Below are 25,983 nucleotides of genomic sequence, written 5' to 3'. Positions count from 1 at the left end.
GGGGGCGCCGCTCACGTACCGCTGGTGCTCCGGCGCGCGGTGCGGTGCCCGTCCCCGCGCCGCGCGGCGCGCGCTGGTGGTGACGAGCCTATGACGCGCCGCGCCGAGGGGGAGATCGTTTTCGTCACTGCCGTGTCGCGGGTGCGGCGACCGGCCGGGACGGACGGCCGCGGGCGCCTCGGGCCCGCGACCGCCCCGGCACCTAGAGGTACTGACCGGTGTTCGCCACCGTGTCGATGGAGCGTCCGGTGTCGGCGCCCTGCTTCCCGGTGACCAGGGTGCGGATGTAGACGATCCGCTCGCCCTTCTTGCCGGAGATCCGGGCCCAGTCGTCCGGGTTGGTGGTGTTGGGCAGGTCCTCGTTCTCCTTGAACTCGTCCACGCACGCCTGGAGGAGGTGGGAGACCCGCAGACCCTTCTGGTTCTGTTCGAGGAACGCCTTGATCGCCATCTTCTTGGCGCGCCCCACGATGTTCTCGATCATGGCGCCGGAGTTGAAGTCCTTGAAGTAGAGGACCTCCTTGTCACCGTTGGCGTAGGTGACCTCCAGGAAACGGTTCTCCTCGGACTCGGCGTACATCTGCTCGACGGCGGTCTGGATCATGCCGTGGACCGTGGCCCCGCGGTCGCCGCCGTGCTCGCCGAGGTCGTCGCCGTGCAGCGGGAGCCGCTCGGTGAGGTACTTGCCGAAGATGTCCTTGGCCGCCTCGGCGTCCGGACGCTCGATCTTGATCTTCACATCGAGCCGTCCGGGCCGCAGGATCGCGGGGTCGATCATGTCCTCGCGGTTGGAGGCGCCGATGACGACCACGTTCTCCAGGCCCTCCACGCCGTCGATCTCGGCGAGGAGCTGGGGCACGATGGTGTTCTCCACGTCCGAGCTGACGCCCGAGCCGCGGGTGCGGAACAGGGACTCCATCTCGTCGAAGAAGACGATGACCGGGGTGCCCTCGCTAGCCTTCTCACGGGCCCGCTGGAACACCAGACGGATCTGCCGCTCGGTCTCGCCCACGTACTTGTTGAGCAGTTCGGGGCCCTTGATGTTGAGGAAGAAGCTCTTCCCCGAGGACTGGCCGGTGACCTCCGCGACCTTCTTCGCCAGGGAGTTGGCCACCGCCTTGGCGATGAGCGTCTTGCCGCAGCCGGGCGGACCGTAGAGCAGGACGCCCTTGGGCGGGCGCAGTTCGTGCTCCTTGAACAGGTCCGGGTAGAGGTAGGGCAGCTCGACCGCGTCGCGGATCATCTCGATCTGGTTGCCCAGACCGCCGATCTGCTCGTAGCCGATGTCCGGGACCTCTTCCAGGACGAGTTCCTCGACCTCGCTCTTGGGCACGACCTCGTAGACGTAGCCGGAGCGGGGTTCCAGCAGGAGGGCGTCGCCGGGCCGGATGGTGACGTCCAGGAGGGGCTCCGCGAGCCGGACGACGCGCTCCTCGTCGGTGTGCCCGACGACCAGGGCGCGTTCGCCGTCCTCCAGGACCTCCTTGAGGGTGACGATGTCGCCGACGCGCTCGTAGGTCATGGCCTCGACCACGTTGAGCGCCTCGTTCAGCATGACTTCCTGGCCGCGCCGGAGTTCGTCGGTCTCGACGCCGGGGCTCACGTTCACCCGGAGCTTGCGGCCCCCGGTGAAGATGTCGGCCGTGCCGTCCTCGTTGGCCGTGAGGAAGACGCCGAAACCGGCGGGCGGCTGCGCGAGCCGGTCGACCTCCTCCTTCAGGGCCACGATCTGGTCGCGGGCCTCACGGAGCGTGTTCGCGAGTCGTTCGTTCTGCGCGGACACACCGGCCAGGTTGGTCTGTAGCTCGACGATCCGCTCTTCGAGAATCCTCGTGTGCCGCGGAGAGTCGGCGAGCTTGCGTCGCAGGACGGCGATCTCCTGCTCAAGATAGGCGATCTGACCGGCCGGGTCATCGGACCCCCGACCCGGGCGGATGCCGCGGTTGATGTCATCGTCGTGGGCTGCCACGGTCCTCACCTCCTCCAAGGGGAGCTGGACGCTTCCTGACCCTACCTGGGTGGGTGTCGATTGAAACCCCTAGATCACAAAGACCGTGGGGGTGTGTCCGATCTTCACCCTTGCGCTCTCCCTCACGCCAGGTGGATACCCACGGAATCACCTCTGAAAGCGGCCGGGTGCGCCCGGGAAGTGGTCAACACCCATCAGGGGAGGGCCGACTTGTGGGGAGACGGGGACGCACGGGAAGGGAAACGGCGGGCGGCGTGTGAGGAGTGCCACCCGTCGGGTATGGGGGTTCCGACCGGGTTTTCGGCCAGGGAGGGGGCCGTCGCGGAGGCGTTGCCCGGTCACGCTCCGTGCGCCCGCGACGGGGGCTCCGGGGGCGGGGCGGGCGGTTGTATCGTCGAGACGTCCGGCGTCCGCGCGGCACGGCTCCCCCGGTGGGGGCGGCCGGTCCGGAGGGCGCGTGAACGAGGTCATGAGCGGGAGGACGACGGTGCGGCGAGAGGACCGGTCCGGCACACGGGACGGCGACGGCGGCGAGGGCCCCGAGCTGGAGGTCTGGATCGACCAGGACCTGTGCACGGGCGACGGCATCTGTGTCCAGTACGCCCCCGAGGTCTTCGAGCTGGACATCGACGGGCTGGCCTATGTGAAGAGCCCGGACGACGAGTTGCTCCAGCAGCCGGGGGCCACCACCAGGGTGCCGCTGCCGCTGCTGCGGGACGTGGCCGATTCCGCGCGGGAGTGCCCCGGGGACTGCATCCATGTGCGCCGGGTCGCGGACCGGGTCGAGGTCTACGGACCCGACGCGGCCTGACCCGGCACCCGGTGCCCGGCGGCCGTCTCACGTCCGGAAGGCGTCGCCGGGGTCGGTGCTGACGAAGCGGCCGTCGCGCCAGGTCCAGCTGGTGCGCCGCCGCTCGTCCGGGCAGCAGTTGGGCACCTCGGGCGAGGAGTAGCCGAGGAGCGTCGCGACCACGGAACCGCCCCTGACGGCGAGGTCGGCGACGTTGAGCCGGTCCGCGGGGCGGACCAGGGTGGCGATTACCCGGGGGGTCGCCCGGGCCCCGGCCCGGGTGATCACGTAGACCCCGTTGGGCGGGGTGCCCATGGAGGTGTCGCAGCGCGCCACGGCGACGGTCTCGGGGGTTCCGTCGCCGTCCAGGTCGCCCGTGGCCCGTCGGACGACCCGGACCGGGACGGGGCCGCAGTCGAGCGGGAGCGTCACCTCGGACGGGTCGGGCGCGGGCCCGGCGGGAGCCCGGCGGGCGTCCGACGGGCGGTCCCCGGCGACGGCGGTCGCCGGCTCCGGCTGGAGGACCGACGAGGCCGCGATCACCGCGGCGAGCGCTGCGGCGGTGGCCACCCAGTGGAGGGGCCGGGTGCGGGTGTGCGCCAGTTCCGGAACGGCGGATTGCTGCACGAGGAAGCGTCTCCTGTGAGGGCTGTGCCGGTGGGGTGGCCAGCATCGTGCCACACCGGCCGGGGCCGGGGAACGGCGGGGGCGGGGTCCCTCGACGAGGGACCGGCCGGGTTGCGTCGGGTGCCCAACGCGCGGACGCCCCCGCCGGGTTCTCCGGAAGGACCGGGAACTCGGCGGGGGCGTCGGCGCGTTGGAGGGGCTGGAGACCGTCGTGGCGGTTTCGGCGGCACGGATGCCGTGCGCCGGGCCGGTGGGGACGGGCTCCCGGGTGGGCGGGGTCAGCGGGTGGCGCCGCCGTCGGCGTTGGGTCCCGAGTAGTCGTCGCCGTAGGCGCCCTTGGCGGGGCGGCGGCGGCGCATCGGCGGCTCCACGCCGTCGGCGAGGCGACGGGCGGTGAGGAGGAAGCCGGTGTGACCGATCATGCGGTGGTCCGGGCGGACCGCGAGACCCTCGATGTGCCAGTTGCGGATCATGGTCTCCCAGGCGGTCGGCTCGTTGAAGCAGCCGATCTCCCGGATGGACTCCACGGTCCGCGCCAGCTGGGTCGTGGTCGCCACGTAGCAGCAGAGGATGCCGCCGGGGACGAGCGCCTTGGAGACGGCCTCCAGGCACTCCCACGGGGCGAGCATGTCCAGGATGACCCGGTCGACATCGGTGTCGGACAGGTTGTCCTGGAGGTCGCCCACGGTGAGCTGCCAGGCGGGGTGGGGGCCGCCGAAGTAGCGCTCCACGTTCTGCCGGGCGATGTCCGCGAAGTCCTCGCGGCGCTCGTAGGAGTGGAGCATGCCCTGGTCACCGATGGCGCGGAGCAGGAAGCTGCTCAGCGAGCCGGATCCCACGCCCGCTTCCACGACGCGGGCGCCGGGGAAGATGTCCGCGAAGGAGAGGATCTGCCCCGCGTCCTTGGGGTAGACCACGGCCGCTCCGCGGGGCATGGACAGGACGTAGTCGGGGAGCAGGGGGCGCAGCGCTAGGTAGGCGACGTTCCCCGTGGTGCGGACAACGCTGCCCTCGGGGGAGCCGATCAGCTCGTCGTGCGGGAAGGAACCCTTGTGGGTGTGGAAGTTCTTCCCCGCTTCGAGCGTGAACGTGTAGTGGCGTCCCTTGGGGTCGGTGAGCTGGACCTGGTCCCCGACCTTGAAGGGCCCGCGTCGGCGGGCGGCACCGGTCGGTTCGGACATGTGACCAGCCTACCGGTCGTCGCGGGGGACGCCGACCACGGCGGCCCCGGGCCGGACGGCACGCCCCGCCCGGTCCCGGCCGCGCGGGGGATCAGGAGGGGCGGGCCATGGCCTGGACGAAGGCCCGCTCCACGTCCGCCGCGGAGAGCACTCCGTAGATCTCGCCGGAATCCTCCACCACCAGGTACTCGGTGGCGGGGGTGGCGCGCAGCACGTCGAGGAGGTCCTCGCCCGCGAGGTCGGCGGAGACCCGCATCCCCTCGGTGAGGTCCTGGGCCAGGCCGCTCACCGCGACCCAGGGGCGGCGGTGCTCGGGGACGCCGACGATCGCCGCCTCCCGGACGACCGAGACGGGCTCGCCGTCCGGGGAGACCACGACCAGGGCACGCGCCCCGGCGGCGTTGGCCCGGCGCAGCGCCTCGGACAGGGGCGTGTCGGTCTCCACCGGGACGGCCCGGCGGGTCAGGGTGCGGGCCCTCAGGTCGGGGAGGTGCTCCCGGAGCCGGGCCATCCGCAGGCTGTTGCCCGCGCCGGTCCAGATGATGGCGGCGAGGATGGCGGCGAGCAGGGCGTCGGTGACGGTGTCCATGGCGTCGATGCCGTCGGGCTGGGGCCCGAGGACACCGGACTGGGTGAGCAGCGGCAGACCGATCAGCACGGTGACGGCGAGGGCCCGGCCCACCCAGGCGGCGGCGACGGTGCCGCTCATGGGGTTGCCGGTGATCTTCCACACCACCGCGCGCAGCATCCGGCCGCCGTCGAGCGGCAGCCCGGGCAGCAGGTTGAAGGCGGCCACGATCAGGTTGGAGATCATCAGTCCGGCCAGCAGCACACCGGGGACCGTGTCGGGTTCGACGAGCAGCATGCCGCCGTAGAAGACGGCCGCGAGGACGAGCGACAGGAGCGGTCCGACGAAGGCCAGCACGAACTCGCGGCCGGGGGTCTCGGACTCCTTCTCGATCTCGGAGACGCCGCCGAAGAACTGGAGCTGGATGCGGCGCACCGGCAGCTTGAAGCGCAGGGCCGCCACGGTGTGCGCCAGCTCGTGGACGAGGACGGAGGCGTAGAAGGCCACGGCGAAGAACAGGGAGACCAGGTACCGGGCGCCGCCCAGCTCGGGCAGGACCCGGTCGAGCTGACCGCCGAAGACCCAGGTGATCAGGGCGGCGACCAGGAACCAGCTCGGGGCGACGTAGACCGGGACACCGAAGGGGCGGCCCATCAGGATGCCGCCGCCGGGGTCCTTGCGCCCCTTCGGGCCCGGGGGTGGGCCGGACGGGGCGGGGGGCGGGGTGCCGTACGCCCCGCCGCCGGCGGTGGGGCGGGTGTCGGCGTAGGGGCGCTCCGGGGCCCGGGCGGGGGGTTTGACCAGGGAGGGGCCCGCGGACGGGCGCTCGCCTTCCGGGTGGGTGGGGGCCTCGGCCGGGGGGGCGGGGGGCTCCTCCCGGGGGGCGGCTCCGGCAGGGCCGTTCCCGGAGGAGGCGTCCCTGGAGGAGGGGCTCCCGGGGGAAACGTCCCCGGAGGAGGCGTTCCCGGGCGGACGGCCGTCTCCGGAGGCACCGTCGGAGGCGGGAGCACCGTCGGAGGCGGGAGCGCCGTCGGAGGCGGGAGCGCCGTCGGAGGCGGGAGCGTCTTCTCGGACGGGAACGCCGCCGGAGGCCGGGGCGTCTCCCGGAGTGGAGGCGTCCCCGGGTGCGGGGGTGCTCTCGGGCAAGGGGCCGTTCCCGGAGGGGGTGGCCTCCCGGGGTCCGGGGCCGTTCCCGGATTCACCGTCGGGGGGTGCCGGGGTCGGGCGTCCGGTGCCGGGCCGGGCGTCGGGAGCGGCGCCCGGGTCGTCCGGTCGCGGGTGCGGTCCGGCCGTCGCGTCGTCGTCCGGTCGCGGCTGACCGGTCCCGCCGCTCTCAGTCACGGTGTCCCCTCGTTCGGTGTCCCTCGCCCCCGATCATGCATTCCCGGGGGGTCCGTCGTCGATGGTATGCGTCCTGGTGTCGGTGGCGGGCCTTAGGGTCTGTCCCCATGGAGACCCGTACCGGTGAAGCCGTGGCGCCCGCGCGGCCCGCGTCGCTGTCGCCCTCGCGCGCGAGCGACTTCATGCAGTGTCCGCTGCTCTACCGCTTCCGGGTGATCGACAAGCTGCCGGAGAAGCCGAGCCCGGCGGCGACCCGGGGCACCCTGGTGCACGCCGTCCTCGAACAGCTCTTCGACGCGCCCGCCGCCGAGCGGACGGCCCCCCGGGCCCGGGCCCTGGTGCCGGGCCAGTGGGACCGGATGCGGACGGCCAAGCCGGAGCTGGCCGGGCTCTTCCGGGAGGACGCGGAGGCCCCCGGGGCGGTGGAGGGGACGGAGGCCGAGCGGCTGGCGCGGTGGCTGGCAGAGGCCGAGGCGCTGGTCGAGCGCTGGTTCACGCTGGAGGACCCGACCCGGCTGGAGCCCGCCGAGCGCGAGCTGTTCGTGGAGGCGCGGCTGCCCTCGGGGCTGCGGCTGCGCGGGATCATCGACCGGGTGGACGTGGCGCCGTCCGGCGACGTCCGCATCGTGGACTACAAGACGGGCAAGGCTCCCCGGCCGGAGTACGCGGAGGGCGCCCTCTTCCAGATGAAGTTCTACGCCCTGGTGGTCTGGCGGCTGAAGGGGCTGGTCCCCCGCCGCCTCCAACTGGTCTACCTGGGCAGCGGTGACGTCCTCACCTACGATCCGGTGGTCGCGGACCTGGAGCGGGTGGAACGCAAGGTCCACGCCCTGTGGGACGCGATCCGGCAGGCGACCGAGACCGGCGACTGGCGTCCGCGCCGCACCCGGCTGTGCGGCTGGTGCGACCACCGCGCGGTCTGCCCGGAGTTCGGGGGCACTCCCCCGCCGTATCCGCTGCCGCTCGCGCCCGGGGCCGCCGGACCGGACCCGGAGTCCGGGACCGCTCCGGAGCCCGGGGCGACGGCACCCACGGGGCCGGAACAGGGCAGAATGGGCCCGGTCTAGCAAAAGGAGACTCACGTGGCCATCCGTGTCCTGCTCGTCGACGACCAGCCGCTGCTGCGCACCGGGTTCCGGATGATCCTGGAGGCCGAGGCGGACCTCGCGGTCGTCGGCGAGGCCGGGGACGGCCTCCAGGCGCTCGACCAGGTGCGCGCCCTCCAGCCCGACGTGGTCCTGATGGACATCCGGATGCCCCGGATGGACGGGGTGGAGGCCACCCGGCAGATCACCGGTCCGGGGCGGGACGGTCCGGCCAAGGTGCTGGTGCTGACCACGTTCGACCTCGACGAGTACGTGGTGGAGGCGCTCAAGGCGGGGGCCAGCGGCTTCCTGCTGAAGGACGCGCCCGCGAACGAACTGGTCCAGGCGATCCGGGTGGTCGCGGCGGGCGAGGCGATGCTGGCGCCGAGCATCACCCGACGGCTGCTCGACAAGTACGCCGATCACCTCCCGTCCGGCGACGAACCGGTGCCGGACGCCCTGAACACCCTCACCGACCGCGAGGTGGAGGTGCTGAAGCTGGTGGCCCGGGGGCTGTCCAACGCCGAGATCGCGGCGGACCTCTTCGTCAGCGAGACGACGGTGAAGACGCACGTGGGCCACGTCCTGACCAAGCTGGGGCTGCGCGACCGCGTCCAGGCGGCGGTGTACGCCTACGAGAGCGGTCTGGTCCGCCCGGGCGCCCAGTAGGACGGGACCGTTCCCGGCCGGGCGGCGCCGGTTCCCGGCGGACGGGAACGTTCCGGTTTTCGGACGCACACGGGGAGCCCCCTACCGGGAAGGCGCGCACGGGGAAGGGCTGTGGGGCGCCGTCCGGTACCGGACGGCGCCCCACAGCCCTTCCCCGTGCCGGGGTCCGTCGTCGACGGACCCCGGCGGGCGTTTCGTTCACTCGCCCTTGCTGATCTCCCAGAACCGGAACACGGTGGAGGCGTCGAGGCAGTTCTCCAGCCCGTAGACGTTGTCCCGGACGACCGCGTACTGCTTGGCCTGCCAGAGCGGGATGATCGGCACGTCCCTGGCCACGATGTCCTGGAGCCTGCCGTAGTCCTTGCGGGTGGCGGCGCGGCTGCTCTCGGCGGCCGTGGCCGGGATGATCTCGCCCGTGATGGTGCGGTTCTCGTAGTTGTTGCCGAGGACGTTGCCCTTGCCGAAGAACGGCTGGGTGAAGTTGTCGGGGTCCGGGTAGTCCGGGACCCAGCCCTTCACGTACACCCCGTACTTGCCCGCGGCGATGTCCTTCTCGTACTGGCCGATCTCGACCGAGCGCACCCGGGCGTCGAACAGCCCGCTCTCGTTCAGCTGCCGGGCGATCGCCCTGAACTGCCGGTCGGTGGAGGGACCGTACCGCGAGGGGGTCGACCACAGGGTCAGCTTCACCTTGTCGGTGATGCCCTCGGCGACGAGCGCCTCCTTGGCCTTGGCCCGCTGCGGACGGCCCCCGTACTCGTCGAAGAAGGCCGTGCTGTGCGCGGTGATCCCGGCCGGGATGATCGAGTACAGCGGGTCCGCGGTGGAGTCGTAGACCTGGTGGACGAGTTCCTCGCGGTCGATCAGCTGGGCGATCGCCTTGCGGACGCCCTCCTTGCCGACCACCGGGTCCTTCACGTTGAAGACCAGGTGCTGGACCTCGGCGCTGCTGCCGGGCACGAGGTCGATGCCGGTGCCGGTGCTGGTGTCGTTCTCGATCTCGGCGATGTCCTTGGCCGCGAGACCGCGGTAGGCGACGTCCACCTCCTCGCCGATCAGCGCCTCCTTCAGCGCCTTCTGGTCACCGCCGAAGAGCCGCAGGGTGATCTTGGCGTTGCGGAGCTTGGCGTTGCCCTTGTAGGAGCCGTTGCGCGAGAACTCCGCGCGCTCCTTGGCGAACGAGTCGAGCTTGTAGGGGCCCGAGCCGACCGCCCGGCCGTCGGTGCGCAGCTTGTCGGCCGGGTACTCGCGCCGGTCCACGATCGAGCCCGCGCCGGAGGCGATCTTACTGGGGAAGGTCGCGTCGGGGACGTTCAGCCGGAAGACGACGGTCTCGGCGTCCGGCGTCTCCACCCGGTCGAGCATGGGGAACATGATCGCCGGACCCGCGTCGTCGTTGATGCGCATCAGACGGTCGAAGGAGAACTTCACGTCGGCGGAGGTCAGCGCGTTGCCGTTGCTGAACTTCAGGCCCTTGCGCAGGGTGCATTCGAACACCTTGGCCTGGACGTCGGTGAAGTCGCATCGCTCGGCGGCCTCGGGCTCCGGTTGGGTACTGCCGACCGGGAAGCTGAGAAGGGACTGGAACACGTTGTTGAACAGCAGCCACGAGCCTGGGTCGTAGCCGGAGGCGGGGTCGGTCGCGTGGACGGCGTCGGTCATGCCGACCACGACGGAACCTCCGCTGCCGGACTCTCCGTTCTCCGTACCGCAGCCGCTCAGGGTGGCGGCGGCCAGCCCCGTGGCTATCGACAGGACGGACCACTGGGTGCGCTTCTTCACAATCTACCTTGGGGGGTCCAAGGGAGTTCAGCCGCTGACTCCGCGGCTGAGCTCCCACAACTGAAGGTTCGACGAAGAGTCGAGTGCCCATTCGGCACCCTGGATGCCGTCGCGCGCGGCCACGTACTGCCTGCCTTGCCACAGAGGCAGTACGGGCACGTCCTCGGCGACGATGTCCTGGATCTCCTTGATGCTGTCCGCCGCGCCCAGCCGGTCCGCCTCGCGGCGCGACTCGGGGATCAGGTCGTCACGGATGACGCTGTTCACGTACGGCAGCGCGAGGAAATTGCCCTTGTCGAGGAAGGGGGCGAGGAAGTTGTCGGCGTCGGGGAAGTCGGGGAACCACCCGAGACCGTACACCGGATACTCGCCGTCGAGTTCCCTGGCTCGGAACGTGACCCATTCCGTGCCCTTGACGTCGACGTCGAACAGACCACTGGCGTTGAGCTGCTTCCGGAGCACCTCGAACTCCCGTTTGGTGTGGGGGCCGTAGTGGTCGGTGGTGTAGTGGAGGGTGAGCTTGACGGGTGTGGTGATCCCGGCCTCGCGCAGCATCGCGCGGGCCTTCTTGGTGCTCGGCGCGCCGTACTCGTCGAAGAAGGCGCTGGAGTGTCCGGTGAGAGTGGCCGGAACCAGGGAGTAGAGCGGGTCGGCCATCTCCCCGTAGACGGTGGAAACGAGTTCGCCGCGGTCGATGATCTGGGCCATGGCCCGGCGGACCGCCTTCTCGCGGACCACGGGCGCGTCGGTGTCGAAACCGAGGTAGCGGATCTCCAGACTGGAGTTCTCGACGAGTTCGACGTCCCCGTCGGAGCTCTTGGAGAACTTCTCGACCTGCCGCGGCGACATGGTGCGGGTCATCAGGTCGAGTTCGTCCCCGTCCAGCGCCGCGCCCATGGCCTCGGCGTCGGCGAAGTGACGGAGTTCGACCTTGCTGTTCTTGGGGGTGTGCGGACCCTCGTACCGGTCGTTCTTGGTGAAGACCACCTTGGTGACGGTGTCGCCGTCGGTCTCGGCCTTCAGGGTGTAGGGGCCGGAGCCGTCGACGCGGAAGCCTTTGCGGAGCCGGTCGACGGGGTAGTCCTCGGGGTGCACGATGCTGGCGACGGGGGTGGCCAGCTTGAACGGGAAGGTCGCGTCGGGGGTCCGCAGATGGAAGACGACCTTCTTGTAGCCCTGGGTCTCGACCGTGTCGATGGTGTTGAGCAGGGCGTCGACGCCGCTGGGCGCCTTGATGGTGAGGACCCGCTCGATGGAGTGCTTGACGTCGGTCGCGGTGACCGGGGCCCCGCTCGCGAAGGTCAGTCCGTCGCGCAGGGTGCACTCGTAGCGCTCGTTGCCGGTGTCCGTGAAGCCGCACTTCTCGGCCGCGTCGGGAACCGGCACGCCACCGCCGCGCGGCAGGGTCATCAGCGTCTGGAGGGACTGGCGCAGCACGTTCCAGGAACCGACGTCGTAGGCGGACGCCGGATCCAGCGGCGCGGGCGCCTTCTTGGTCGCCGCGAGGGTGTCGGTGGTGCCGACCGTGATCGCGTGCTTGGCCCGCTCCCCGCCGTCGGGCTCGCCACAGGCGACGAGGACCGGGGTGAACAGGCCGAGGACGGCCGGCAGCACCAACGTCTTGCGGTTCATGGGCGGGGTTCTCCAGAGCGGTTGATCCCCGGACACCGGCGACGGGGGTGTGAGGGCGGTGTCCGGGATTCCGGCGAGGTTCTCGCGACGACCCTAGTGCGGCGGGCCGGGACCCCCCGACCGGACGGCGGACCGGGGCCCCTCACGCTCTGAAGCCGGTGCCCGACACACCGAACAACCGACAGCGGAAGGTTTCGTGCGTCCTTTCACCAATCGGGACACATGGACGCCCCTTCCGGACGGGGCGGGGGACGTTCTGCACAGGGCGTCTGGGCTGTCGACCCCGACCGGCGTGGCAAAGCTCACACGGTCGGTCTCGGCGATCCGCAGGACAGCCTTGACCTCCGTCAGGGCATTCCGTGCGAACCGGACTTCATCGATGCGCAGTTGACGATCCGGACGCGCAGGCGAGCGCGCCGGACCGGACGGAGGGGGACGGAGAGGACGGCGGGGACGGGAACGGGCGGCCCGGACACCGGCCCGGACGACGAGCCGGACACCGGACGGGGAGCGGGGTCCGGAGCGGGGCGGGCGCGGCGGACCCGGCACCGGTGCGGGGTCGGACGGCCACCAGGACCGGGGGCGGGACGGGGCGGCGACCGGGACCCGGAACGGTGGCGAGTCGGCGCGGCGACCGGGAGCGGTGGCGGGACGGCGACGGCGCGCAGGCCGGGGGCGGGCCCCTGGAAGGGACCTACCGGCGGCGGGAGGTCAGTTGGGGCTCATCAGGTCGTGCAGGAACGCCAGGTCCACCTGTTCCAGCGAGGAGACCACGGTACGGCCCGCGGCGGCCCGGATCGGCGCCACCGACGGCACCGCGACCACCCGGCAGCCCGCGGCCTCGGCGGCGGCCACCCCGGTGGCGGTGTCCTCCACGACGGCGCAGCGCGCGGGGTCGGCGCCCAGGCCCGCCGCGGCGATCAGGTACGGGTCGGGGAACGGCTTGGTCCGCTCCACCTCGTCCCCGGCGACGGTCAGCTGGAAGTTGCCGTGTCCGAGCGAGTGCAGGACCCGGTCGATGATGCGCCGGTGGGAGGCGGAGACCAGGGCGGTCGGGATCCGGTGGGCGGCCAGCTCGGCGAGGAGCCGGGCGGCGCCGGGCATCAGGGGCAGCGCCCGGCTGATCCGTCGCTCGAACCCGTCGTTGAGCAGGACGGTCAGCTCGGGGAGGGTGATGTCGGCGCCGGTCGACTCGATGAGGAACCCGGCGCTGCGGGACATCGGACCGCCGACGACCACGTGCCGCCACGCCTCGTCGAGCCGGTGGCCGAGCGCGGCGAAGACCTCCACCTCCGCGTCCCACCAGAAGCCCTCGGTGTCCACGAGGGTGCCGTCCATGTCGAGGAGGACGGCCTGGAGCGCGGAACCGTCGGCGGACCTGCTGCCGGGCGCGGGAACCGTGGTGGTCATCCGGGCACACCTCCATGAGGGACGAAGAGGCCGACTGCGCGCGCCGCGGTGTCCCCGCGGAAGGCAGCCGGCCTGCACTGGACCGACCAGTGTACGGCGCGGTGGCGGAAAACGCCCGGTGGTTTCCCTCCGGGCTCCCCGTCCGGGGCCGGGTGGCGGGGGAGAACCGGCTGGGGGGCGGGGCGAGAGCAGGTGGGGGCGGGGGAAAACAGGTGCGCGGCCGGTCACCTCCTGGGAACGGGAGGTGACCGGCCGTTCGCGGACCGTCCGGTCGTGGGGTCAGCGGGCGTTGAAGTACTTCGCCTCGGGGTGGTGGATCACGATGGCGTCGGTGGACTGCTCGGGGTGGAGCTGGAACTCCTCGGAGAGGACCACCCCGATGCGCTCGGGCTCCAGCAGCCGGGCGATCTTGGCGCGGTCCTCCAGGTCGGGGCAGGCCCCGTAGCCGAGGGAGAAACGGGCACCGCGGTACTTCAGGGCGAACATGTCCTCGATCGCGGACGGGTCCTCCCCGGCGAAGCCCAGCTCGGAGCGGACCCGGGCGTGCCAGTACTCGGCGAGCGCCTCCGCGAGCTGGACGGACAGCCCGTGCAGCTCCAGGTAGTCGCGGTAGGCGTTGGCCTCGAAGAGTTCGGCGGTGGCCTCCCCGATCCGGGAGCCGACGGTGACGACCTGGAGGCCGACCACATCGGTCTCCCCCGACTCCTCGGGGCGGAAGAAGTCGGCGAGGCAGAGCCTGCGGCCCCGGCGCTGGCGGGGGAAGCTGAAGCGGGTCCGCTCGTTGCCCGCCTCGTCCAGGATGATCAGGTCGTCGCCCTTGGAGACGCAGGGGAAGTAGCCGTAGACCACGGCCGCCTCCAGCAGGTTCTCCGTCTGGAGCTTGTCGAGCCAGCCGCGCAGCCGGGGCCGCCCCTCGGTCTCGGCCAGCTCCTCGTAGCTGGGGCCGTCCCCGGCGCGGTTCTGCTTGAGGCCCCACTGGCCCTTGAACAGGGCGCCCTCGTCCAGCCAGGAGGCGTACTCCTTGAGCTGGATGCCCTTGATCACCCGGGTGCCCAGGAACGGCGGGGTCGGCAGGGGGTTGTCGACGGCGACGTCGGAGCGGACCGTGCCCTCCTCGGGGTGGTCCGCCACCACGGGGGCGGTGGCCGTGGTGGCGCGGACCCGGCGCTGCTTCAGCTCGGGCAGCGACGCCCCGGGGACCCCGCGCTTGACGGCGATCAGCGCGTCCATCAGCCGCAGGCCCTCGAAGGCGTCGCGGGCGTAGCGGACCTCGCCCTCGTAGATCTCGTGGAGGTCCTGCTCCACGTAGGCCCGGGTGAGCGCGGCGCCGCCGAGGATGACGGGGTAGTCGGCGGAGAGCCCGCGCTGGTTCAGCTCCTGGAGGTTCTCCTTCATGATCACCGTGGATTTGACCAGCAGACCGGACATGCCGATGACGTCGGCGCGGTGCTCCTCGGCGGCCTCCAGGATGGCGGAGACGGGCTGCTTGATGCCGATGTTGACGACGTTGTAGCCGTTGTTGGAGAGGATGATGTCCACGAGGTTCTTGCCGATGTCGTGGACGTCGCCCCGGACGGTGGCGAGCACGATGGTGCCCTTGCCCTCCGCGTCCGACTTCTCCATGTGGGGTTCGAGGTAGGCGACGGCGCCCTTCATCACCTCGGCGGACTGGAGCACGAACGGCAGCTGCATCTGGCCGGAGCCGAAGAGTTCGCCGACGACCTTCATCCCGTCGAGGAGGGTCTCGTTGACGATGTCGAGCGCGGGACGTTCGGCCAGCGCCGCGTCGAGGTCGGCCTCCAGACCGTTCTTCTCGCCGTCGATGATGCGCCGCTTGAGGCGCTCCTCCAGCGGCAGCGCGGCGAGTTCCTCGGCCTTGCCCGCCTTCATCGACCGGGTGTCGACGCCCTCGAAGAGTTCGAGGAGGCGCTGGAGGGGGTCGTAGCCCTCGGCGCGGCGGTCGTAGATGAGGTCGAGGGCGACCTGGACCTGCTCCTCCTCCAGCCGGGCGATGGGGAGGATCTTGGAGGCGTGGACGATGGCCGAGTCCAGCCCGGCCTTGACGCACTCGTCGAGGAAGACGGAGTTCAGGACGAGCCGGGCGGCCGGGTTGAGGCCGAAGGAGATGTTGGACAGTCCGAGGGTGGTCTGCACGTCCGGGCGGCGGCGCTTCAGCTCGCGGATGGCGTCGATGGTGGCGATGCCGTCCTTGCGGGACTCCTCCTGACCGGTGCAGATGGTGAAGGTGAGGGTGTCGATGAGGATGTCGGATTCCAGGACGCCCCAGTTGGTGGTGAGGTCGTCGATGATCCGTTCCGCGATCTCGACCTTCTTCTCCGCGGTGCGGGCCTGGCCCTCCTCGTCGATGGTGAGGGCCATCAGGGCGGCGCCGTGCTCCCGGGCGAGGGCGGTGACCTTGGCGAACCGGGACTCGGGCCCGTCGCCGTCCTCGTAGTTGACGGAGTTGATGACGGCCCGGCCGCCGAGCTTCTCCAGGCCCGCGCGGAGCACCTCGACCTCGGTGGAGTCGAGGACGACGGGCAGCGTGGAGGCGGTGGCGAAGCGTCCGGCCAGCTCCGCCATGTCGGCGACGCCGTCCCGGCCCACGTAGTCGACGCACAGGTCGAGCATGTGGGCGCCCTCGCGGATCTGGTCGCGGACCATCTCCACGCAGTCGTCCCAGCGGCCCTCCAGCATCGCCGTGCGGAACTTCTTGGAGCCGTTGGCGTTGGTGCGCTCGCCGATGGCGAGGTACGAGGTGTCCTGGCGGAACGGCACGGTCTGGTAGAGCGAGGCGGCGCCGGGCTCGGGGCGCGGCTCGCGGACGGGCGGGGTGAGCCCGCGCACCCGCTCCACGACCTGGCGCAGGTGCTCGGGGGTGGTGCCGCAGCAGCCGCCGACCAGCGACAGTCCGTACTCCCGGACGAACGTCTCCTGGGCGTCGGCGAGTTCGGGGGCGGTGAGCGGGTAGTGGGCGCCGTCCTTGCCGAGGACGGGCAGGCCCGCGTTGGGCATGCAGGAGAGCGGGATCCGGGAGTTGCGGGCGAGGTAGCGCAGGTGCTCGCTCATCTCGGCCGGACCGGTGGCGCAGTTCAGCCCGATCATGTCGATGCCGAGCGGCTCCAGGGCGGTGAGGGCCGCGCCGATCTCGGAGCCGAGGAGCATGGTGCCGGTGGTCTCGACGGTGACCGAACAGATGACGGGCAGATCGGTGCCGGTGGCCTCCAGGGCGCGGCGCGAGCCGAGGACGGCGGCCTTCGTCTGGAGGAGGTCCTGGGTGGTCTCCACGATGAGGGCGTCGGCGCCGCCCGCGATCAGGCCCTCGGCGTTGCGCTGGTAGTAGTCGCGCAGCAGGGCGTACTCGGCGTGGCCGAGGGTGGGGAGCTTGGTGCCGGGGCCGATCGAGCCGAGCACCCAGCGCTGCTGTCCGGTCTCCAGGGTGAACCGGTCGGCGACCTCGCGGGCGATCCGGGCGCCCGACTCGGACAGCTCGTACGTCCGCTCCGGGATGTCGTACTCGCCGAGGGCGGAGAAGTTGGCGCCGAAGGTGTTGGTCTCCACGCAGTCGACACCGACGGCGAAGTACGCCTCGTGCACCGTGCGGACGATGTCGGGCCGGGTGACGTTCAGGACCTCGTTGCAGCCTTCGAGGTCCTGGAAGTCCTCAAGGGTGGGGTCCTGGGCCTGGAGCATCGTGCCCATGGCGCCGTCGGCGACCACGACGCGGCTGGCGAGGGCTTCGCGCAGGGCGTCGGTGCGGGCGCGGCTGTCGGCGGGCGCGGCGGACGGGGTGGGCGACGAGGCCATGTAGGGCTCCCTGGGATGCGACGGCTGTCGGCTTTGCGGCTTCGCGGGAAGGCGCACCCGCCCAGGGTAGCCGGGACGGGGGGCGGCGTGCGGGCGCGTCCACGGGGCGGACGGGCGGATGGACGGCGCCGGGGGTCGGCGGGGCGCCCGGAAGGGAGTGTTCCATCCTTCCGGGGAGACGTTCCGGTGGGGGTGGCGGCCGTTCCCCCGGGGGCGGGTGTGGGCCGACGGGGGGCATCCGGTGGGCCGCTCGGGTGGTGTCGTCCGGTGAGCGGCGGAACGTCCCCCGCGCCACGGCCGGACCCGACCGTGGCGACACACGCGCCCGGCACGCCGGGCGGGGCGGGGACGCCCCGGAGCGACACGGCGAAACCCCCGGGACCAGGGCACCGCCCGACACCGGACGCCCCAAGGGACACAGGAACAGCCGGGATCAGGACACCGTCCGGCACCGGACGCCCCAAGGGGCACAGGGAACAATCGGGATCAGGACACCCCCCGACACCGGGCACCCCGAAGGGCACAGGGAACCCCCGGGGCCAGGGCACCGCCACACCGGACGCCCCGAAAGGGGCGCGGGGAACGGCGCGAGCAACCACGACGCACCCGCAGACGACCACGGACAGCGACCCGGTCAAGGGGGCGCGGGGAACGGCGCGACCGGCCACGACGGACCCGCGCGGAGCGGACGGGCCGGAGGACCCCGCCCCGCGCCCGCCCCGCCTCCCGGACGTCCGGGAGAGGCGGTCCGCACCAGGCCGGGACGCGGCGGGTGTCACCACCGGGCCCGGCCGGGTGGAAACATACGCTCACCACCCGGAGCACCGGGTCGGCGAAGACCGATATTGTTCAGCATTGCCGAACGCGCTACGGCGGCCGACGGCAGCGGACCGAAGAGACGAAGGAGGCGGGGCGATGGCGAGGAACATCCAGTCGCTCGAACGGGCCGCGGCGATGCTGCGGTTGCTCGCCGGTGGTGAGCGGCGGCTCGGCCTCTCCGACATCGCCTCCGCCCTCGACCTCGCCAAGGGCACCGCGCACGGCATCCTGCGCACCCTCCAGGCCGAGGGGTTCGTCGAACAGGACCCGGCCTCGGGCCGCTACCAGCTGGGCGCCGAGCTGCTGCGCCTGGGCACCACCTACCTCGACGTCCACGAGCTGCGGGCGCGCGCCCTGGTGTGGACGGACGACCTGGCCCGGTCCAGCGGCGAGAGCGTCTACCTGGGGGTGCTGCACCAGCACGGGGTGCTGATCGTGCACCACGTGTTCCGGCCCGACGACAGCCGCCAGGTGCTGGAGGTCGGGGCGATGCAGCCGCTGCACTCCACCGCGCTGGGCAAGGTGCTCGCGGCCTACGACCCGGTGGCCCACAGCGAGGCGCTGGAGGCCGACCGCAAGGCGTTCACCGGGTCGACGGTCTGCGACCTGGACGGCTTCGAGGAGGTGCTGGGACTGACCCGCGCCCGGGGGTACGCCTCCGACGTCGAGGAGACCTGGGAGGGCGTGGCGTCGGTGGCCGCGCCGATTCACGACCGGCGCCGGATGCCGGTGGGCGCGGTCGGGATCACCGGGGCCGTGGAACGGGTCCGGGGGGCGGACGGCGCGCTGCGGCCCGAACTGATCGCCTCGGTGCGTGAGTGCGCGCGGTCGGTCTCCCGGGACCTGGGAGCCAGCCGCTTCTGAGGGGGCCGCCCGCCTTCAACGCGGCTCCGGCCCCGCGACGGCCCTCCGGCCCGTAGCCCCCACGCCCGTCCCGGCCCGCGCACGCGGGGGCGCGCCCGCCCGCGCGGGCGCGCCGCGCCTCCGACGACGGCCTTCCGCACCCTCCCCCGCCCCACGGACGCCCGTGGGGCGTTTTCGCGTCCGCCCGCCCCGGTCGGGGTAGGCGGACCCGGGAAGGCCACGGCGGTCACGACGGCGCCACGGCAGCGACGGCGGCGAGCGGCAGCGGCAGCGGCAGCGGCAGCGGCAGCGGCAGCGGCAGCGGCAGCCACGATGCCCGTTCGATAAGCCTTCGCGATCAATAACGATCCCGTTCTCGATGACAGAACCCTTGACTCACCGGTAACAACCGGACAAGACTCCCGTCCATCGGTCGGCATTGTCGAACACCTAACGGCAATACGCGCTAGAGTGTGGCGACACAAGCAACAAAGGAGTCGCGGGTGTCCACCTCCGACATCTTCATCGGCGAGACCATAGGAACCGCCGTCCTCATCCTGCTCGGCGGCGGTGTCTGCGCCGCCGTCACCCTGAAGCGGTCCAAGGCCCGGAACGCGGGCTGGCTGGCCATCACCTTCGGCTGGGGCTTCGCGGTCCTCACCGCGGCCTACCTCGCGGGCGGCGTCTCCGGCGCCCATCTGAACCCCGCGGTGACCTTCGGCCTCGCCGTCCAGGGCGGTACCGAGTGGGCCGACGTCCCGGCCTACCTGGCCGCGCAGCTCCTGGGCGCCATGCTCGGCGCCGTGCTCGTGTGGATCACCTACTACGGCCAGTTCCAGGCCCATCTGACGGACAGCGACCTGGTCGGGGCGCCCGGCACCCAGGACCCCAAGGGCCCCGGCCCGGTGCTCGGGATCTTCTCCACCGCCCCCGAGATCCGCAACGCCGTCCAGAACGTCACCACCGAGGTCATCGCCACCGTCGTGCTGGTCCTCGCGATCCTCACCCAGGGCCTCAACGCGGACGGCGACGGCCTCGGCGTCCTCGGCGCCCTGATCACCTCCCTGGTCGTGGTCGGCATCGGCCTCTCCCTGGGCGGGCCCACCGGATACGCGATCAACCCGGTACGCGACCTCGGCCCCCGCATCGTCCACGCCCTGCTCCCCCTGCCCAACAAGGGCGGGTCCGACTGGAGCTACGCATGGGTACCCGTCGTGGCGCCGCTGATTGGCGGGGCCGCCGCGGGCGGTATCTACAACATCGCCTTCGCGTAGTCACCGCGACCCGCGCACGAGAACCAGCGAGACCACAAGGCCCCGGGCGACCGCCCGGGTCCCGGACCCCAGGAGCAGACCCGTGACCGACGCCACGACCCCCACCGGCCCGTACATCGCAGCGATCGACCAGGGCACCACGTCCAGCCGCTGCATCGTCTTCGACCGGGACGGCCGGATCGTCTCCGTCGACCAGAAGGAGCACGAGCAGATCTTCCCCAAGCCGGGCTGGGTGGAGCACGACGCCACCGAGATCTGGGCCAATGTGCAGGAGGTCGTCGCCGGGGCGATCCGCAAGGCCGGGATCACCCGCGGGGACATCCTCGCCGTCGGCATCACCAACCAGCGCGAGACCACCCTGCTGTGGGACCGGCACACCGGCGAGCCGGTGCACAACGCCATCGTCTGGCAGGACACCCGCACCGACGGACTCTGCAAGGAACTGGGCCGCAACGTCGGCCAGGACCGCTTCCGCCGCGAGACCGGACTCCCCCTCGCCAGCTACTTCTCCGGCCCCAAGGCCCGCTGGCTGCTGGAGAACGTCGAGGGCCTCCAGGAGCGCGCCGAGGCCGGGGACATCCTCTTCGGCACCATGGACTCCTGGGTCATCTGGAACCTCACGGGCGGCACCGACGGCGGACGGCACGTCACCGACGTCACCAACGCCTCCCGCACCATGCTGATGAACCTGCACACCCTCCAGTGGGACCCCAAGATCGCGGCGTCCATCGGCGTGCCGACCGGGATGCTCCCCGAGATCCGCTCCTCCTCGGAGGTGTACGGCGAGGTCAAGGGCGGTCCGCTCGGCGAGCTGCTCGGCGGCGTCCCGGTGGCCTCGGCCCTCGGCGACCAGCAGGCGGCCCTGTTCGGCCAGACCTGCTTCGGCGTGGGCGAGGCCAAGTCCACGTACGGCACCGGCACGTTCATGCTGATGAACACCGGGGACCAGCTGATCAACTCCTACTCCGGGCTGCTCACCACGGTCGGCTACCGGATCGGGGACCAGGACCCGGTCTACGCCCTGGAGGGCTCCATCGCGGTCACCGGTTCGCTGGTGCAGTGGATGCGCGACCAGATGGGCCTGATCAACTCCGCGGCCGAGATCGAGACGCTGGCCTCCTCCGTCGAGGACAACGGCGGCGCCTACTTCGTCCCAGCGTTCTCCGGGCTGTTCGCCCCGTACTGGCGCTCCGACGCGCGCGGGGTGATCGCGGGCCTGACCCGGTACGTGACCAAGGCGCACATCGCGCGCGCCGTCCTGGAGGCCACCGCGTGGCAGACCCGGGAGATCACCGACGCGATGACCAAGGACTCCGGCGTCGAGCTGACCGCGCTCAAGGTCGACGGCGGGATGACCTCCAACAACCTGCTGATGCAGACCCTCTCCGACGTCTTGGACGCACCCGTGGTGCGCCCCATGGTCGCCGAGACGACCTGCCTCGGCGCGGCCTACGCCGCCGGCCTCGCCGTCGGCTTCTGGCCGGACACCGACGCCCTGCGCGCCAACTGGCGCCGGGCCGCCGAGTGGACGCCCCGCATGGACGCGGACCAGCGGGAGCGCGAGTACAAGAACTGGCTCAAGGCCGTCGAGCGGACCATGGGCTGGATCGAGGACGACGAGAGCTGACCCCCGGCGGCGCCGCCGGGTCCGGCCCGGCGGCGCCGTCTTCGCACGCTGACGAGGAGCACCACACCATGACCACCCAGCCAGGCGCCGCCTACCCCACCCTCGGACTGCACCCGTCGGCGGGCTCCCACCCGAGCCGCGCCGAGACCCGGGAACAGCTCTCCCGGGCCACGTACGACCTCCTGGTCATCGGGGGCGGCATCCTCGGCATCTCCACGGCCTGGCACGCCGCCCAGTCGGGGCTGCGGGTGGCCCTGGTGGACGCCGCCGACTTCGCCGGCGCCACCTCCTCGGCCTCCTCCAAGCTGCTCCACGGCGGACTGCGGTACCTCCAGACCGGTGCCGTCAAGCTCGTCGCGGAGAACCACTTCGAGCGGCGGGCGGTCTCCCGCGAGGTGGCACCGCACCTGGCGAACCCGCTGACCTTCTACCTGCCGGTCTACAAGGGCGGTCCGCACGGCGCGGCGAAGCTGGGCGCGGGCGTCTTCGCCTACTCGGCGCTCTCCGCCTTCGGTGACGGCGTCGGCCATCTGCTGTCGCCCGCCCGGGCCCAGCGGGACGTGCCGGAGCTGCGCACGGAGGGCCTGAAGGCCGTGGCGGTGTACGGCGACGGCCAGATGAACGACTCCCGGATGGCCCTGATGACCGTCCGCGCGGCCGTGGAGGCCGGGGCCGTGGTGCTCAACCACGCCGAGGTCACCGGACTGCGCTTCACCCGGGGCCGGGTCACCGGCGCGGAGCTGCGGGACCGGCTGGACGGCTCCGAGTTCGGGGTGGACGCCCGGCTCGTCCTCAACGCGACCGGCCCCTGGGTGGACCACCTGCGGCGGATGGAGGACGCCGGAGCCGATCCGTCGATCCGGCTCTCCAAGGGCGCCCACCTGGTGCTCAAGCGCACCTCGCACTGGCGGGCGGCGCTCGCCACCCCCATCGACAAGTACCGGATCACCTTCGCGCTGCCGTGGGAGGACATGCTCCTGCTCGGCACCACCGACGAGGAGTTCGAGGGCGACCCGGCGGACGTGGCGGTGACCGAGAAGGACACCGCGCAGATCCTCGACGAGGCCGCGTTCTCGGTCCGGGACCGCCAGCTGGACCGGGACCTGATCACCTACTCCTTCGCGGGGCTGCGGGTGCTGCCGGGCGGCCCCGGCGACACCTCCCAGGCCAAGCGGGAGACCGTGGTCAGCGAGGGCCGGGGCGGGATGCTGTCCATCGCGGGCGGCAAGTGGACCACCTTCCGCCACATCGGCCGCACCATCATGAACAAGCTGGCCACCCTGCCCGGCCGTCCGCTGGGCGAGGACATGGAGCCCATGTCCTCGCTGCCGAGCCGACTGCCGCTGCCGGGCGTCGCCAACCCGCAGGCCGTGGCGCACCGGCTGCTGGTGGACGGCGGCACCCCCGGCCCCCGGATGGCCGCCGACACCGCCCGCCACCTGGCCACCCACTACGGCTCGCTGTCCTTCGACATCGCCCGGCTGGCCAACGAGGACCCGGAACTGGCCGAGCGCGTCCACCCCGACGCCCCGGAGATCTGGGCCCAGGTGGTGTACGCGCGGGACCACGAGTGGGCCGAGACCGCGGACGACGTGCTGCGCCGCCGGACCACGCTGACCATCCGCGGCCTGGACTCCACGGACGTCCGGGCCCGCGTCCAGCGGCTGCTGGACGCCCGGGCCTGAACGGGACCGACCGCGACCAAACGCGACTGACGGGAACCGACCGGGACCCGCCGGGACTGACCGGCTCGGTTCCGGGCCAGCCCCGAACCGGCCCGGAACCGACCGGAGCCGACCGGGACAGGCCCTGGACCGGTCCGGGACGGCGGCCGCCGGGAGGTGCTCCCCGGCGGCCGTCGCCGTCCCGTCCCCCCGTTCCCCCGTCCCCCCGCGCCGGGTCACGGCACCGGGGAACGTCCCCGTCCCGCACGGCCGCGCGGGCCGTCCGGGATGATCGCCGCCACACCGCGTACACACCCCGGCAACACCCCGCCGGGACAGTGGAGGGCATGAGGTTCCAGGTGCTCTCCATCGTCGGCCACGCCCCCCATCCCCTGACCGGCGCGCTCCCCTCCGCCGCGGACCGGCTGGAGGAGGTGGTGGAGACCGGGGTGGCCGCCGAGCGGCTCGGGTTCGACGCGTACGCGATCGGGGAACGGCACACGGGCGCGTTCCTCTCCTCCAGCCCCACCGCGCTGCTGGGCGCGCTCGCCGCGCGGACCAGCCGGATCAGGCTGCTCACCGGGGTGACGGTGGTGGCGATCCTCGACCCGGTGCGGGTCGCCGAGGACTACGCCACCCTGGACCAGCTCTCCCGGGGCCGGATCGAGCTGGTCGTCGGCAAGGGCTCGGAGGCCGGGCACTTCGACCTGTTCGGGCTGGACGAGGAACGGCAGTGGGACCTCCAGAAGGAGAAGTACGAACTGCTGCGGCGGCTGTGGCGGGAGGAGGAGGTCGACTGGGAGGGCGAGTTCCGGCCCGCGTTGAAGGGCGTGACCACCGTGCCCCGGCCCTTCGCCGGTCCCCCCAGGGTCTGGCACGGCTCGGCCACCAGCCTGCACTCCACCGAGCTGGCCGCCCGGCACGGCGATCCGCTGTTCACCGCCAACGCCGTCCAGCCGCGCGCCGCGTACGTCCGGCTGCTCGACCACTACCGGGAGCGGTTCGAGGCGTACGGACACGATCCGGCGCGGGCGTACGTGGGCGCCGGGTCCGGGGGGCTGCTGATCGCGGACACCCCGGAACTCGCCGTGACCCGCTACAAGGAGCTGTACGAGGCGCGGGTGCGGCAGGGCTTCAAGGCGCACCTGGTGGGGCGGCCGGGGTACAACACCCCGTTCACCACCATCGAGGACGCCATCGCCAACGGCCCCCAGCTGATCGGATCGCCCCAGCAGATCATCGACAAGCTCCTCGGGTACCACGCGGCGTACCGCCACCAGCTGCAGTCGGTGACGGTGGACGGCTTCGGGCTGTCCGGCGCCGAGCAGATCGAGACGCTGCAACGTTTCGCCGAGGAGATCGCGCCCGTGGTGCGCCGGGAGGCGCCGAGCACCCTGTGGAGCTGAGCCGGTCCCGCGCCGTCCGTTCCCCCCGGGGCGGCCGGGACCCGGGTCACTGGTTCGCGCTACGGGGTGTCGCGGGGCGTTGACCGGGGCAGTGTCCGTTCACTCCCCCGTGCGAGGGGGCTGCGGCGGGGCGTCCCGTTGGCCGTAAGGTTGGGGCGTACGTGAGTGCTTGTCGGAAGGAGGCACTGGGTGATCGAGCTCGACGGCATCCCCGAGCTGATCGACCCGGTCATGGTGGCCGCGTTCGAGGGCTGGAACGACGCCGGTGACGCCGCCTCCACCGCCGTGGCGCACCTCGACCGGGAGTGGAAGGGCGAGGTCTTCGCCGCGCTCGACGCGGAGGACTACTACGACTTCCAGGTCAACCGTCCGACGGTGTGGCTGGACGGCGGGGTCCGGAAGGTCACCTGGCCGACCACCCGGCTGTCCGTGGTCCGGATCGGCGGCGACAAGCCCCGGGACCTGGTGCTGGTGCGGGGCATCGAACCGTCCATGCGCTGGCGCTCGTTCTGCAACGAGCTGCTCGGCTTCGCCCATGAGCTGGGCGTGGAGCTGGTGGTGATCCTCGGGGCACTGCTCGGGGACACCCCGCACACCCGGCCGGTCCCGGTCAGCGGGGTCACCTCCGACCCCGACCTGGCCCGCACCATGGACCTGGAGGAGAGCAAGTACGAGGGCCCCACCGGCATCGTCGGCATCCTCCAGGAGGCGTGCACCCACGCCGGCGTCCCGGCGGTGTCGCTGTGGGCGGCGGTCCCGCACTACGTGTCGCAGCCGCCGAACCCGAAGGCGACCCTGGCCCTGCTGAACCGGCTGGAGGACCTGATCGACCTGCGCATCCCGCTCGGCGAGCTGCCGGAGGACGCGCGGGCCTGGCAGCTCGGCGTGGACCAGCTCGCCGCCGAGGACAGCGAGGTGGCGGAGTACGTGCAGACCCTGGAGGAGGCCCGGGACACGGCGGAACTGCCGGAGGCGTCCGGCGAGGCCATCGCCCGGGAGTTCGAACGGTATCTGCGGCGCCGGGACGGCGGCGGCCCCGCGGCCACCGCCCCCGGGCTGGCCACCGACGGCGAGACCACCTCGTACCTGCGGGAGGGCCCCGGCGAACGCGCCCGGCCGCCCCGCGCCCCGAGGGCCACCGAAGGCTCCGGCTCCCGCGACCCCCAGGAGACCGGTTCCGAGGGCCGTGGCGCCCCCGGCCGCCGCGCGCGCTCCGGGTCCGGGGAGGAGCCCGGGGACGCCCCGGAGGCCGAAGGGCCGGACGGGGACGCACCGGCCCCGGAGACCGACGGACCGGCCCCCGACGGGGACTGACCCGACCGGACGCCGCACACCGACGCCGGAACGCCGACGGGCCGCCGTCACGGAACCTCCCGTGACGGCGGCCCGTCCCGTTCCCCGGGGCCGGACGGCCGCTCCCGGACGTCCGGGGAAAGATTGCCGACCGGGGTGTCGATCCGGCGGCCCCCCGTTCGTCGTGAGGGTGTGC

The 25,983-nt window shown here is 72.3% G+C and carries 17 protein-coding genes; 9 read left to right on the top strand and 8 right to left on the bottom strand.

Annotated features, from left to right (window positions below; translation table 11 throughout):
* Positions 1 to 202: 202 nt before the first annotated feature.
* Positions 203 to 1,969 carry a proteasome ATPase gene (gene arc, locus ACVWNX_RS28440; protein WP_454411044.1) on the bottom strand — a complete coding sequence of 589 codons (1,767 nt, stop codon included), beginning with the start codon at positions 1,967 to 1,969 and terminating at the stop codon, positions 203 to 205.
* A 469-nt stretch (positions 1,970 to 2,438) separates the two neighbouring features.
* On the opposite strand from arc, the gene ACVWNX_RS28435 reads away from it, so the two are divergent.
* Positions 2,439 to 2,780, top strand: coding sequence for a ferredoxin (locus tag ACVWNX_RS28435; protein ID WP_454414976.1), 342 nt, complete (start codon positions 2,439 to 2,441; stop codon positions 2,778 to 2,780).
* 27 nt (positions 2,781 to 2,807) lie between these two features.
* Here ACVWNX_RS28435 and ACVWNX_RS28430 read toward each other — a convergent pair whose 3' ends face one another.
* The 3 genes from ACVWNX_RS28430 to ACVWNX_RS28420 all read right to left on the bottom strand — a co-directional run bounded on the left by ACVWNX_RS28430 (position 2,808) and on the right by ACVWNX_RS28420 (position 6,281).
* On the bottom strand, positions 2,808 to 3,386 hold the full coding sequence (locus ACVWNX_RS28430; RefSeq protein WP_454411043.1) for a hypothetical protein: 579 nt from the start codon (positions 3,384 to 3,386) through the stop codon (positions 2,808 to 2,810).
* Positions 3,387 to 3,664: 278 nt separating this feature from the next.
* Positions 3,665 to 4,567: a tRNA (adenine-N1)-methyltransferase gene (locus tag ACVWNX_RS28425; protein ID WP_454411042.1), complete on the bottom strand. Its 903-nt coding sequence runs from the start codon at positions 4,565 to 4,567 to the stop codon at positions 3,665 to 3,667.
* A gap of 91 nt (positions 4,568 to 4,658) precedes the next feature.
* Complete coding sequence (locus tag ACVWNX_RS28420) at positions 4,659 to 6,281, bottom strand: site-2 protease family protein (protein WP_454411041.1); 1,623 nt, start codon at positions 6,279 to 6,281, stop codon at positions 4,659 to 4,661.
* A gap of 302 nt (positions 6,282 to 6,583) precedes the next feature.
* Here ACVWNX_RS28420 and ACVWNX_RS28415 point away from each other — a divergent pair, with 302 nt between their 5' ends.
* Together ACVWNX_RS28415 and ACVWNX_RS28410 are read left to right on the top strand one after the other, a co-directional pair.
* Positions 6,584 to 7,543, top strand: a complete 960-nt coding sequence (locus ACVWNX_RS28415) for a RecB family exonuclease (RefSeq protein ID WP_454411040.1) — start codon at positions 6,584 to 6,586, stop codon at positions 7,541 to 7,543.
* Positions 7,544 to 7,558: 15 nt separating this feature from the next.
* On the top strand, positions 7,559 to 8,230 hold the full coding sequence (locus ACVWNX_RS28410) for a response regulator (protein WP_454411039.1): 672 nt from the start codon (positions 7,559 to 7,561) through the stop codon (positions 8,228 to 8,230).
* Positions 8,231 to 8,428: 198 nt separating this feature from the next.
* Here ACVWNX_RS28410 and ACVWNX_RS28405 read toward each other — a convergent pair whose 3' ends face one another.
* From ACVWNX_RS28405 to metH, 4 genes are all read right to left on the bottom strand, one after another.
* Entirely contained in the window at positions 8,429 to 10,012 is a 1,584-nt protein-coding gene (locus tag ACVWNX_RS28405) for an ABC transporter substrate-binding protein (RefSeq protein ID WP_454411038.1), read from the bottom strand.
* Positions 10,013 to 10,039: 27 nt separating this feature from the next.
* Positions 10,040 to 11,644 carry an ABC transporter substrate-binding protein gene (locus tag ACVWNX_RS28400; protein ID WP_454411037.1) on the bottom strand — a complete coding sequence of 535 codons (1,605 nt, stop codon included), beginning with the start codon at positions 11,642 to 11,644 and terminating at the stop codon, positions 10,040 to 10,042.
* Positions 11,645 to 12,355: 711 nt separating this feature from the next.
* A complete protein-coding gene (locus ACVWNX_RS28395; protein WP_454411036.1) occupies positions 12,356 to 13,054 on the bottom strand; it encodes an HAD family hydrolase in 699 nt (232 codons plus the stop codon).
* 279 nt (positions 13,055 to 13,333) lie between these two features.
* Positions 13,334 to 16,861: a methionine synthase gene (gene metH / locus ACVWNX_RS28390; RefSeq protein WP_454411035.1), complete on the bottom strand. Its 3,528-nt coding sequence runs from the start codon at positions 16,859 to 16,861 to the stop codon at positions 13,334 to 13,336.
* Between the two features lie 915 nt (positions 16,862 to 17,776).
* On the opposite strand from metH, the gene ACVWNX_RS28385 reads away from it, so the two are divergent.
* The 6 genes from ACVWNX_RS28385 (at position 17,777) to ACVWNX_RS28360 (ending at position 25,808) form a co-directional block, all read left to right on the top strand.
* Positions 17,777 to 18,544 carry an IclR family transcriptional regulator gene (locus tag ACVWNX_RS28385; protein WP_454411034.1) on the top strand — a complete coding sequence of 256 codons (768 nt, stop codon included), beginning with the start codon at positions 17,777 to 17,779 and terminating at the stop codon, positions 18,542 to 18,544.
* 482 nt (positions 18,545 to 19,026) lie between these two features.
* On the top strand, positions 19,027 to 19,797 hold the full coding sequence (locus ACVWNX_RS28380; RefSeq protein WP_454411033.1) for an MIP/aquaporin family protein: 771 nt from the start codon (positions 19,027 to 19,029) through the stop codon (positions 19,795 to 19,797).
* 82 nt (positions 19,798 to 19,879) lie between these two features.
* Complete coding sequence (glpK, locus tag ACVWNX_RS28375) at positions 19,880 to 21,424, top strand: glycerol kinase GlpK (protein WP_454411032.1); 1,545 nt, start codon at positions 19,880 to 19,882, stop codon at positions 21,422 to 21,424.
* A 68-nt stretch (positions 21,425 to 21,492) separates the two neighbouring features.
* A complete protein-coding gene (locus ACVWNX_RS28370) occupies positions 21,493 to 23,109 on the top strand; it encodes a glycerol-3-phosphate dehydrogenase/oxidase (protein ID WP_454411031.1) in 1,617 nt (538 codons plus the stop codon).
* A gap of 326 nt (positions 23,110 to 23,435) precedes the next feature.
* Positions 23,436 to 24,494 carry an LLM class flavin-dependent oxidoreductase gene (locus ACVWNX_RS28365; RefSeq protein WP_454411030.1) on the top strand — a complete coding sequence of 353 codons (1,059 nt, stop codon included), beginning with the start codon at positions 23,436 to 23,438 and terminating at the stop codon, positions 24,492 to 24,494.
* A 189-nt stretch (positions 24,495 to 24,683) separates the two neighbouring features.
* Positions 24,684 to 25,808: a PAC2 family protein gene (locus tag ACVWNX_RS28360; protein ID WP_454411029.1), complete on the top strand. Its 1,125-nt coding sequence runs from the start codon at positions 24,684 to 24,686 to the stop codon at positions 25,806 to 25,808.
* Positions 25,809 to 25,983 lie beyond the last annotated feature (175 nt).

This window comes from Streptomyces sp. JNUCC 64 (assembly GCF_054484115.1).
This window is presented reverse-complemented; position numbering and strand designations above follow the sequence as displayed.